The organism is Aeromicrobium sp., from assembly GCF_036676885.1.
Classification (GTDB): domain Bacteria; phylum Actinomycetota; class Actinomycetes; order Propionibacteriales; family Nocardioidaceae; genus Aeromicrobium.
Map to the genome: position 1 here is coordinate 1 of NZ_JAKFCB010000197.1, position 11530 is coordinate 11530.

Consider the following 11530-nt stretch of genomic DNA (forward strand, 5'->3'; position numbering starts at 1 on the left):
TCAAGCTCACCATCGAGGTGCCGTTCGAGGAGTTCAAGCCCAGCCTCGATGCTGCCTACAAGACCATCGGCTCGCAGATCACGATCCCCGGCTTCCGCAAGGGCAAGGTCCCCGCGGCGATCGTCGACCAGCGCGTGGGACGCACCGCGGTCCTCGACGAGGCCATCAACTCCGCGCTGCCCGGCTGGTACAGCCAGGCGCTGCAGGACACCAAGATCCAGCCGCTGAGCCAGCCCGACATCGACCTGTCCAAGTTCGAGGACGGCGAGCCGATCGAGGTCACCGCCGAGCTCGACGTGCGTCCTGACCTCGAGCTGCCCGACATCTCGACGATCGAGGTCACGGTCGAGGACGCCGCGGTCTCCGACGACGACGTCGAGGAGCAGCTCACGGCGCTCCGCGAGCGCTTCGCGACCTTCGCCGAGGTCGACCGCGCCGCCGCCGAGGGCGACTTCCTGACGATCGACCTGTCGGCGTCGCAGAACGGCGAGGACATCGAAGCCGCGCAGGCCGAGGGCATGCCCTACACGATCGGCCGGGCCACGATGCTCGACGGCCTCGACGAAGCCGTCATCGGCCTCAAGGCCGGCGAGACCAAGACGTTCACGACCAAGCTCGTCGGCGGCGAGCTCGCGGGCCAGGACGTCGAGGTCACCGTCACGGTCAAGGACGTCAAGGAGCAGCAGCTTCCCGAGCTCGACGAGGAGTTCGCCCAGACCGCGTCGGAGTTCGACACGATCGAGGAGCTCCGCGCCGACCTGACCGACCGCGTAACGCGGGGCAAGCGCATGGAGCAGGCCAACGAGGCCCGTGACCTGGTGCTCGACGAGATCGTCAGCAAGATCGAGGCGCCGCTGCCGGAGAACCTCGTCACCGAGGAGATCGACAGCCGCCGCCAGCAGATCGAGCAGCAGCTCGCGATGGCCGGCGTCGAGTTCCAGACCTACCTCGACGACGAGAAGCAGACGATCGACGAGTTCGAGGCCGACCTCGAGAAGCGCGTGCGCGACTCGCTCATCGCGCAGTTCGTGCTCGACCAGATCGTCGCCAACGAGGAGTTCGGCATCGACGACGCCGAGCTGTCGCAGCACATCATGCGCCGCGCCCAGCAGTCGGGCGAGGACCCCAACTCGTACATCCAGCACATCATGGAGCACAACCACGTGCCCGAGATGGTCAGCGAGGTGCTGCGCGGCAAGGCGCTGGCGTCGCTCGTGGAGTCCGCCAAGGTCACCGACAAGTCGGGCAACGTCATCGAGCTGTCCAAGCTGCGCGCGGACGGCACCTATGCGGACGAGGCCGACGACGCAGAGGCTCCTGCCGACGCGTGATGCAGGACTCCCCGCGCGGGAGTTCATTTTCGGTTCGGATACCGGCAGTATGTACGTATGCCCGATGAACCCGCACGGACGACTGACGTCGCGGCGCTGGCTCTGGACTACAGCGACCGCCTGATCGTCGGGACGGTTCGCGACCTGCACTCGGCCGTCGCCAAGCGCATGTTCACGGCGACCCGCGTCGTCGGTGGCCACCTGCCGGAGTCGTTGCACGACGCCGTGGTGACCTCGGTGTACGGCGCGATCTCGGGCGTCCTGCGGGTCTCGAGCGGCTCCGTGCGGGCCCTCGCGACGCGCGGCGTCGGTCGGCCCATCGAGGACACCCGTCGGGGCCGGCTCGTCGTCGCCGCGGTCAACGGTCTCATCGGCGACGAGCTGCGCATGCTCGACGACCCCCAGGCCATCACGATGGCGATCCGCCACGAGGGCCAGGACGTGCCCGCGACGTCGTGGCCGCTCGCCGAGGCGTTCCGCGACGGCACGAGCCACCCCGTGGTCTTCCTGCACGGATTGTGCGAGAACGACGAGTCGTGGTCCAACGCCGCGAAGGTGCACGGCACGACGTACGCCGAACGCATCGTCGCGGAGACCGACGGCACGCCGGTCATGGTCCGCTACAACACCGGGCTCCACATCTCGGAGAACGGCAAGCACCTCGACGTCCTCCTCCAGCAGCTCGTGGACTCGTGGCCCGTGCCGGTCAGCCGCATCACGCTGATCGGCCACTCGATGGGCGGCCTCGTGGCCCGCGCGGCGACCAACCACGCGACCGCCTCGGGCCAGACGTGGCAGCAGCTCGTACGCGATGTGGTCTGCCTGGGCACGCCTCACGCGGGCGCCAACCTCGAGAAGGTCGCCCACCTCGGCTCGCGCCTGCTCCGGTTCTGGCCCGAGTCCGCGCCGTTCAGCTCGATCCTCGAGAGCCGGTCGGCCGGCATCGTCGACCTGCGGCACGGCTACATCACCAAGGACGAGTGGGAGGGCCAGGACCTCACGGGCCAGTGGGGCCTCGATCGCATCGCCGCGGCGCCCCTGCCGCACGCCGAGTATCACTTCGTCGCCGCGACGCTCGGTGCCTCGCAGCGACACCCGTTGAGTGCCGTGCTCGGCGACCTGCTCGTGCACTTCTCGTCGGCGACGGGCGTCGGGCGCACGGGGCCGATCGTCGACGGTGCGACGTTCGAGTACCTGCCGAGCGCACACCATTTCGCACTGCTCAACCACCCTCAGGTGGGTGACTGGCTCGTCGAGTGGCTCAACTCCCGCACCCGCAACCCGCGTGCACTGCCCGCTGCCCCGCGGCGGGCCTGAGTCACTCCGTATCGAAAGGCTGATCCATGGGACAACCCCCGCTCGAGTCGACCATCCAGATCGCTGCGTCGCCTGACGCGGTGTGGGCGGCGGTGTCGGACGTCAAGGCGATGGGGCGGCGCAGCCCGGAGCTGGTCGGCATGTGGCTGCTCGGCAGGCCGAGGGTCGGTCGCCGGAGCATCAACCTCAACCGTCGCAAGGGCTTCGTGTGGCCGACGACGGGCCGCATCACGCAGTGGAAGCCGCCGGCCAACGACAACGGGCGCGGCGTCTTCCGCTTCCACGTCTGGCCGACCAACGTCGACTGGTCGTACGAGATCGAACCGGCTGATGGGGGCACGCGGCTCACCGAGCGACGTACCGCCCTGCCCAACCCCTCGCTGACCGTGCGGCTCACCGCCCGGCTCGCGCTCGGCGGCGCGGACTCCCACGACTCCGAGCTGCGGGACGGCATGGACCGCACGCTCGCCGCAATCAAGTCCGACGCTGAGGAGAGGGTTGTGGCTCGCTGAGGAGAGGGTTGTGGCGTCAGCGATAGAGCTCTTCGTCGATGCTCGCGAGCCGCGATGGGTGCACGCGGTCGCCCAGGCCGTAGAAGTGCTGGAAGCTCATGACGAGCGGCCGCCAACGATCAGGGTCGATGCGGTGCTCGGTGCCGGGCATGCGGATCGAGTCATGTACGTGGACGCGGCCGACCTGCACCTCAAACAGCAGGATTCCGTCGTCGACCGGATGCAGGTCGACGACGTGCGCCTCCAGGTTGACGGGGCACTCGGCGATGCGCTCGGCGTCGACGGTGTCTGACGACAGCGCGGTCAGGCCCGCGCGGCCGAACTTGTTCGGCTCGTGGCGGTAGCCGCGCTCTGCTTTCGCCGGCGGCACGTCCGGGCGCCCCGTGGTCAGGGCGAGGCGGTCCACCTCTGTCACGAGGTCGACCGATGGCAGGTTCAGGACGCAGCCGAGGTTGCGTCGCAGGTTGGCTGCCGTCTGGGATCGCGCTCCGATGCCGAGCACACCGGTCTGTCCGAGCCAGAACGCCGACGACATCGGCATGATGTTGCTGCTGCCGTCGGGGTTGACCGATGTCACGAGGACGACCGGTGTACCGAAGTAGAGGATCGCCGGATCGATCACGGTGTGCGGGTCGCGGGTCTGCGTAGAGATGGTCACGCACCCATCGTCCGTGAGTTGGTAGGCCGGGACCGGCGGGTTTCAGACCTGACGTTTTCGCGCTGCAACCCTCTCCTCAGCGCGCTGCAACCCTCTCCTCAGCGCGCCACAACCCTCTCCTCAGCGGTCGACGAGGGTGAGCTCGAAGGCGTACAGGTCGGGGCGGTACGCGTGGCGGCCGTACTCGACGGCGCGGCCGGCGTTGTCGTACGCGGTGCGAGCCATCGTGAGCAGGGGAGCGCCCTTCTTCTCGCCGAGCAACGCCGCTTCCTCTGCGCCGGCGCCCCGCGCGCCGATGCGCTGACGGGCAACTCGCATGAGGATGCCCGACGACCGCATGTGCGCGTAGAGGCCGGTCTTCTCCAGGTCGACGGCGTCCAGGTCGACGACGTCGACGGGGATGAAGTTGTGCATCAGCGCCAGCGGCTGCTTGCCGACGAAGCGCAGGCGCTCGAGCGACCACACGTCGTCACCGATCTCCAGCTGCAGCTCGTGGGCGACGTCCTCCTCGGCGGCGACCTTGCCGACCGCCAACACCTCGGTACGCGGCTTCTGGCCGGCGGCGCTGAGGTCGTCGAACAGGCTCGTCAGCTCGACGGAGCGGCGGATCTTGCCGTGCACGACCTGGGTGCCGACGCCGCGCTTGCGCACCAGCATGCCCTTGTCGACCAGCACCTGGATCGCCTGGCGCATCGTCGGCCGTGACAGCCCGAGGTTCTTCGCGAGCGCGATCTCGTTGTCGATCCGCTCCCCGGGGGCTATCTCACCGGTCAGGATCGCCTTCTCGAACTGCTCGGCCACCTGGAAGTACAAGGGGACGGGACTCGATCGGTCGAGCGTGAACCTGGGGCCTGGCATGCGGACAATGTATCGACTCATGACTAGACGTCAATATGTCAGGACAAAGGGTTGACAGCAGATGTGAGTGGCGACACACTCGTCCTTGATAGTTTGTCAGCACAAACCGCAAAGGAACAGCATGACCGCGAGCGATCTGCACACGACCGGCGCCCGAGTGGCCGGTGCTCCCATCTCGTGGGGGGTGTGCGAAGTTCCTGGTTGGGGCCTTCAGCTCCCGGCCGAGCGCGTCATGGCCGAGATGGAGCGGCTGGGCCTCACCGCGACCGAGTTCGGACCCGACGGCTTCCTGCCGGACGAGCCCGAGGCCCGCAAGAGCTTCCTCGAGACGTACAACCTGCGGGCCGTCGGCGGTTTCGTGCCGGTCGTCCTCCACGACTCGGCCCACGACCCCATGAGCGAGGTCGACGCCTTCATCGACGCCTGCCTGGCGACCGAGGCCGATGTCGTCGTGCTTGCCGCCGCCACGGGCGTCGACGGTTACGACAACCGTCCCGTGCTGGATGACGTCCAGTGGAAGGCCCTGCTGACGAATCTCGACCGCATCGCCGACCACGCCGCCGAGCGTGGCGTCATCGCGGTGGTCCACCCGCACATCGGCACGCTCGTCGAGAACGCCGATGACGTCCAGCGCGTCGTCGACGGCTCACACATCGGCTTCTGCATCGACACGGGCCACCTCGCTGCCGCGGGCGCCGACCCCGTCGCGATCACGCTCGCCAACCTCGACCGGGTCAAGCACGTCCACCTCAAGGACGTCGACACCGCCATGGCCGCCAAGGTCGTGGCCAACGAGATCACCTTCTCCGACGCCGTCGCCGACGGCATGTGGCAGGTGCTCGGCGAGGGCGACGTCGACATCCGCGCGATGATCGAGGCGCTCGAGGGCGCCGGCTACGACGGCTGGTACGTCCTGGAGCAGGACGTCATGTTCAAGGACGGCGAGCCCGAGGGTGAAGGTCCGATCGCCAACGTCCGCGCCAGCCTCGACTACGTGAAGGCTGTGCTCGCGTGACCGAAGAATTCGAGCTCATCACGATGGGGCGCGTCGGCGTCGACATCTATCCCGAGCAGGTCGGCGTCCACCTCGAGGACGTCACCTCGTTCGCCAAGTTCCTCGGCGGCAGCTCGACCAACGTGGCCGTGGCTGCCGCGCGGCTGGGCCACCGGGTCGCCACCATCACGCGTACGGGCAACGATCCGTTCGGCCGGTTCATCCACACCGCGCTGCAGGGCTTCGGCGTCGACGACACGTGGGTCACCCCGGTCGACGGCCTGCCGACACCGGTCACGTTCTGCGAGATCTTCCCGCCGGACGATTTCCCGCTCTACTTCTACCGCGAGCCCAAGGCGCCGGACCTGGAGATCGGCGTCGACGAGCTCGACTTCGACGCGATCCGCGCGGCCGACGTCTTCTGGATCACCGGCACCGGGTTGTCGCAGGAGCCGAGCCGCGAGGCGCACCTGGCGGCCCTCGAGGCCCGCGGCAAGCAGGGCATCACGGTGCTCGACCTCGACTACCGGCCGATGTTCTGGGACTCCGCAGAGGCGGCGACCGCCCAGATCCAGGCCGCCCTCCCGTACGTCACGGTGGCCGTCGGCAACCGCGAGGAGTGCCAGGTCGCGATCGGCGAGACCGACCCGCAAGCCGCCGCCAAGGCGCTGCGCGCCACGGGCGTCGAGCTCGCCGTCGTGAAGCAGGGCCCCGCCGGGGTGCTGGGCGTACGCGGTGACGAGTCGGTTGTCGTGCCTCCGGTCCCGGTCGACGTCGTCAACGGCCTGGGCGCCGGCGACGCGTTCGGCGGCTCACTGGTCCATGGCCTGCTCAACGGCTGGGACCTCACGACCACACTGGCGTTCGCCAACGCCGCCGGTGCCTACGTCGCCGGACAGCTGTCCTGTGCCGACGCCATGCCCACCGCCGGCCAGGTCGCCGCGGTGCTCGAACGGGGGAAGGTCTGATGACCACCGTCAACGCCGAGAGCATTGCGGGCGTCGTCACGACGCGCGCGCTCCATCCCGAGCGGATCGCCGAGCTCGCTGCCAGCCGGCAGCAGCCGACCGGTCTCGCGGGGGAGACGGGACGGTTGCTGCTCGTCGCCGCCGACCATCCGGCCCGTGGCGCCCTGCGCGCCGGCGACAACGCGCTGGCGATGGGCGACCGCGCCGAGCTGCTCAGCCGCATGGTCCGCGCGCTCGAACGCCCGGGTGTCGACGGCGTGCTCGGCACGGCCGACATCATCGAGGACCTGCTCCTGCTCGGCGCGCTCGAGGGCAAGGTCGTCATCGGCTCGATGAACCGGGGTGGCCTTGCCGGCACGGTGTTCGAGATCGACGACCGCTTCACCGGCTATGACGCCGGCTCGATCGCCGCGGCCGGATACCAGGGCGGCAAGATGCTGTTCCGCATCGACCCCGAGGACCATGCGACCCCCGCGACGATGCAGGCCTGCGCCAACGCTGTCGACGAGCTCGCCGCCCACCAGGTCATGGCGATGGTCGAGCCGTTCATCTCCCGGCGCGACCCTGATGGACGCATCCGCAACGACCTGACCACCGACGCCGTCGTCCGCTCGGCGACCGTCGCTGCGGGGCTCGCGAGCACCTCGGCCTACACCTGGCTGAAGCTGCCGGTCGTCGACGACATGGACGCGGTCCTGGCCGCCACGACGCTGCCGGTGGTCCTGCTCGGCGGCGAGGTGTCGGCCGATCAGGGGGCGCAGTTCGCCGCCTGGTCCAAGGCGCTGGCCAGCCCGAACGTCCGCGGCATGGTCGTCGGCCGAACCCTGCTGTTCCCGCCCGACGGCAACGTCGAGGCCGCCGTCGACGCGACGGTGGAGATGATGACACCGTGACTCATGTGGTGCGCTCAGCCGAGGAAGTCACGCCCGAGTCAGCGGGTTGGACGTATTGCGGGCTGCGGATCCTCGAGCTCGCCGCCGGACAGAGCGAGACGATGGCCACCGACGGCTCCGAGTACGTCGTGCTGTCGCTCGGTGGCTCCGCAGCGGTGACGGTCGACGGTCAGACGTACGCCCTGGAGGGCCGCCGCGATGTGTTCTCCGGCCCGAGCGATGTCGTCTACGCGCCCCGTGACGCCGAGCTGTCGGTCGCCAGCGAGGCTGGGGGCCGCTTCGCCCTGGCCTCGTCGCGCTGCGACAACCGCCTCGAGCCGGCCTACCTGCCGAAGGCAGACGTGCCGGTCGAGCTGCGCGGTGCTGGTCAGTCGAGCCGCCAGGTCAACAACTTCGGCATCCCCGGTGTCCTCGAGGCGGACCGGATCATCGCCTGCGAGGTGCTGACGCCCGGCGGCAACTGGTCGTCCTGGCCACCGCACAAGCACGACGAGGAGCGCGACGGCGAGACCGCGCTCGAGGAGATCTACTACTTCGAGGTCGCGGACGGCCCGAACGGTCCCGGCATCGGTTTTCAGCGGGTCTACGGCCACGACGGTGCCGACATCGACGTCACGGCCGAGATCCACAGCGGCGACGCCGTGCTGATCCCGCACGGCTGGCACGGCCCGTCGATCGCGGCGCCCGGCTACGACCTCTACTACCTCAACGTCATGGCCGGCCCCGGCGCCGAGCGTGCCTGGTTGATCTGCGACGACCCCGCACACACGTGGGTGCGCGACACATGGGCCGACCAGGCCGTCGACCCCCGCCTGCCTTTCGGAGCCACGCAGGAGGTGACGGCATGACCGTACGTCTGACCGTCGCCCAGGCGCTCGTCCGCTTCCTCGAGGCTCAGCACGTCGAGCGCGACGGCGTCGAGAACGCGTTCTTCGCCGGCTGCTGGGGCATCTTCGGCCACGGCAACGTCGCCGGTGTGGGCCAGGCCCTGCTCGAGCGCGAGGTCGCCGACGAGCCGTCGCACCTGCGCTACCTCCAGGGCCGCAACGAGCAGGCCATGGTGCACGCCGCCGTGGCGTACGCCCGCCAGCGCGACCGGCTCGCCGCGATGGCCGTCACGGCCTCGGTCGGCCCCGGCGCGACCAACATGGTCACTGGCGCTGCGCTCGCCACGATCAACCGCCTGCCGGTGCTGCTGCTGCCGGGCGACACGTTCGCCACCAAGGTCGCCAATCCCGTGCTGCAGGAGCTCGAGGACCCGGCCAACGGCGACATCTCGGTCAACGACGCGTTCCGTCCGGTGTCGGCCTACTTCGACCGCGTGCACCGACCCGAGCAGCTGGCTCCGGCGCTGCTCCACGCGATGCGCGTGCTGACCGACCCGGCCGCGACCGGTGCCGTGACGCTCGCGCTGCCGCAAGACGTGCAGGCCGAGGCGTGGGACTGGCCCGAGGAGCTCTTCGCCCGCCGGGTCTGGCACATCGCCCGTCCGGTGCCCGAGCCTGCTGCGCTCGATCGCGCCGTCGCCGCGATCCGCTCCGCCCGCAGGCCGCTGATCGTCGCCGGCGGCGGTGTGACCTACAGCCGAGCAAACGACGCGTTGCGGGAGTTCGCCGAGGCGGCGGGCATACCGGTCGCGGAAACCCAGGCCGGCAAGGGCGCCCTGGCGTACGACCACCCGCGGTCCGTCGGCGCGATCGGCGCCACCGGCACGACCGCCGCCAACGCGCTCGCCGCCGAGGCGGACCTCGTGATCGGCGTCGGTACGCGCTACAGCGACTTCACGACTGCCTCGCGCACGGTGTTCGCCGCGGACGACGTGCGATTCGTCAACCTCAACGTCTCGGCGTTCGACTCCCACAAGCTCTCCGCGACAAGCCTCGTGGCAGATGCGCGCGAGGGCCTGCGCGCCCTGACCGCGCTGCTCGAGGGCTGGGCGGTCGACTCCGCGTACACCGCACGCGCGACGCAGCTCGCCGGCGAGTGGGACGCGATCGTCCAGGCGGCGTACGACCGCTCCAACGAGCCGCTGCCCGCGCAGTCCCAGGTCATCGGCGCCGTCAACGAGCTCTCCGACCCGCGCGACATCGTGCTGTGCGCTGCCGGCTCGATGCCCGGTGACCTGCACAAGCTGTGGCGCACCCGCGACCGCAAGGGCTATCACGTCGAGTACGGCTTCTCCTGCATGGGCTACGAGATCGCAGGCGGCCTGGGCGTCAAGCTCGCCGCGCTCGACGAGAGCGACTCGCGAGACGTGTTCGTCATGGTGGGCGACGGGTCCTACCTGATGATGAACACCGAGCTCGTGACCGCGGTCGCCGAGGGCGTCAAGATCATCGTCGTCCTGGTGCAGAACCACGGCTTCGCCTCGATCGGTGCCCTGTCGGAGTCGCTGGGATCGCAGCGCTTCGGCACGCAGTACCGCTACCGCACCGAGACGGGTCTCGACGGCGACCGGCTGCCGGTCGACCTCGCCGCAAATGCCGCGAGCCTCGGCGCCGACGTCCTGTCGGCCACCAGCATCGAGGACTTCCGCACCGCCGTGCTGAAGGCCAAGCAGTCCACCCGGACGACCGTGATCCACGTCGAGACCGACCCCCTGGTCCCGGCTCCGGACAGTCCGGCATGGTGGGACGTCCCGGTGGCTGAGGTCTCCGCCCTGGATTCCACACGACAGGCCCGTACGTCGTACGAGGACCACAAGACCCACCAGCGCAGCCACCTTGCGCCCACCGACAACGACAAGGACCACCCATGAGCACGTATGACCACTGGATCGCCGGAACGAGCGTCCCGGGCGAGAGCGACCGCTTCGCCGACGTGTACGACCCTGCGGTCGGCGCGCCGAAGTCGCAGGTGCGCCTGGCGACGGCAGGTGACGTCGATGCCGCGGTCAAGGCGGCGGCGAAGGCGTACGAGACGTGGGGTCAGACGTCGGTGACGGCCCGCTCGCGCATCATGTTCGACTTCCGCCAGCTGCTGGTCGAGCACGAGGACGAGCTCGCCGCGATCATCTCCTCGGAGCACGGCAAGACGATCGACGACGCCAAGGGCGAGGTCGTGCGCGGCCGCGAGGTCGTCGAGTTCGCCGCGGGCATCCCGCAGCTGCTCAAGGGCGAGTTCAACGACGGGGTCTCCGGGGGAGTCGACTCGCACTCGTTCCGGCAGCCGCTGGGCGTCGTCGCGGGCATCACGCCGTTCAACTTCCCGATCATGGTTCCGCTGTGGATGCACCCGGTCGCGATCGCGTGCGGCAACACCTTCGTGCTCAAGCCGTCCGAGCGTGATCCTGGTGCATCCGATCTGGTCGCGAGGCTCTACCAGAAGGCCGGGCTGCCCGACGGCGTGTTCAACGTCGTGCACGGTGACAAGGTCTCGGTCGACGCGATCCTGGAGCACCCCGGCATCGCCGCGGTGTCGTTCGTCGGCTCGACGCCGATCGCCAGGTATGTCCACGAGAACGCCTCGCGCACGGGCAAGCGGGTCCAGGCGCTCGGCGGTGCCAAGAACCACGCCGTCGTGATGCCCGACGCGGACCTGGACTTCGCCGCCGACCACATCGTCGCAGCGGGCTACGGCTCGGCGGGGCAGCGGTGCATGGCGATCAGCGCCGTCGTCGCCGTCGGCCTGGCCGCCGACACGCTGGTCGACAAGATCCGCGAGCGCTCGACGGGCCTCAAGGTCAGCGTCGGCACCGACCCGGACGCCGAGATGGGCCCGGTCGTGACCGCTGCCTCCCGTGATCGCATCGTCGACTACATCGGCCAGGGCGAGGACGCCGGCGCCAAGGTCGTCGTGGACGGCCGTGACCTGGTCGTCGAGGGCTACGAAGAGGGCTTCTTCGTCGGTCCCACGCTGCTGGACCAGGTCACCACTGACATGTCGGTCTACACCGACGAGATCTTCGGACCCGTGCTCACCGTGCTGCGGGTTCCGACGCTGGACGCTGCCATCGAGCTCATCAACTCGAATCCGTACGGCAACGGCACAGCGGTGTTC

11 protein-coding genes are annotated in these 11530 nt (G+C 69.5%); 9 read left to right on the top strand and 2 right to left on the bottom strand.

Going from position 1 to position 11530, the window contains the following annotated elements:
* From tig to V6M46_RS09300, 3 genes are all read left to right on the top strand, one after another.
* Positions 1–1331: trigger factor (gene tig, locus V6M46_RS09290; protein ID WP_332664069.1), on the top strand; the 1331-nt coding region annotated here is incomplete at its 5' end.
* A 57-nt stretch (positions 1332–1388) separates the two neighbouring features.
* Positions 1389–2648 carry an esterase/lipase family protein gene (locus V6M46_RS09295; protein ID WP_332664072.1) on the top strand — a complete coding sequence of 420 codons (1260 nt, stop codon included), beginning with the start codon at positions 1389–1391 and terminating at the stop codon, positions 2646–2648.
* A gap of 26 nt (positions 2649–2674) precedes the next feature.
* Positions 2675–3160 carry an SRPBCC family protein gene (locus tag V6M46_RS09300; protein ID WP_332664075.1) on the top strand — a complete coding sequence of 162 codons (486 nt, stop codon included), beginning with the start codon at positions 2675–2677 and terminating at the stop codon, positions 3158–3160.
* A 16-nt stretch (positions 3161–3176) separates the two neighbouring features.
* Here V6M46_RS09300 and V6M46_RS09305 read toward each other — a convergent pair whose 3' ends face one another.
* Together V6M46_RS09305 and V6M46_RS09310 are read right to left on the bottom strand one after the other, a co-directional pair.
* Positions 3177–3818 (bottom strand): flavin reductase family protein, encoded by a 642-nt coding sequence (locus tag V6M46_RS09305; protein ID WP_332664078.1) that lies wholly within the window; start codon positions 3816–3818, stop codon positions 3177–3179.
* 120 nt (positions 3819–3938) lie between these two features.
* Positions 3939–4676: a GntR family transcriptional regulator gene (locus V6M46_RS09310; RefSeq protein ID WP_332664081.1), complete on the bottom strand. Its 738-nt coding sequence runs from the start codon at positions 4674–4676 to the stop codon at positions 3939–3941.
* 121 nt (positions 4677–4797) lie between these two features.
* Between V6M46_RS09310 and V6M46_RS09315 the strand changes: the two genes are divergently transcribed.
* The 6 genes from V6M46_RS09315 to V6M46_RS09340 form a co-directional block, all read left to right on the top strand.
* The gene (locus tag V6M46_RS09315; protein WP_332664084.1) at positions 4798–5691 is read left to right on the top strand and encodes a TIM barrel protein; all 894 of its coding nucleotides are present in this window, start codon (positions 4798–4800) and stop codon (positions 5689–5691) included.
* On the top strand, positions 5688–6638 hold the full coding sequence (iolC, locus tag V6M46_RS09320; protein ID WP_332664087.1) for a 5-dehydro-2-deoxygluconokinase: 951 nt from the start codon (positions 5688–5690) through the stop codon (positions 6636–6638). Before V6M46_RS09315 ends, iolC begins: the two co-directional genes overlap by 4 nt.
* A complete protein-coding gene (locus V6M46_RS09325; protein ID WP_332664090.1) occupies positions 6638–7531 on the top strand; it encodes a Cgl0159 family (beta/alpha)8-fold protein in 894 nt (297 codons plus the stop codon). The genes iolC and V6M46_RS09325 overlap by 1 nt, the downstream gene beginning before the upstream one ends.
* Entirely contained in the window at positions 7528–8379 is an 852-nt protein-coding gene (iolB, locus tag V6M46_RS09330; protein ID WP_332664093.1) for a 5-deoxy-glucuronate isomerase, read from the top strand. Before V6M46_RS09325 ends, iolB begins: the two co-directional genes overlap by 4 nt.
* Positions 8376–10289: a 3D-(3,5/4)-trihydroxycyclohexane-1,2-dione acylhydrolase (decyclizing) gene (iolD, locus tag V6M46_RS09335; protein ID WP_332664095.1), complete on the top strand. Its 1914-nt coding sequence runs from the start codon at positions 8376–8378 to the stop codon at positions 10287–10289. Before iolB ends, iolD begins: the two co-directional genes overlap by 4 nt.
* A partial coding sequence (locus V6M46_RS09340; protein WP_332664098.1) for a CoA-acylating methylmalonate-semialdehyde dehydrogenase occupies positions 10286–11530 on the top strand: 1245 nt, incomplete at its 3' end. The genes iolD and V6M46_RS09340, both read left to right, overlap by 4 nt.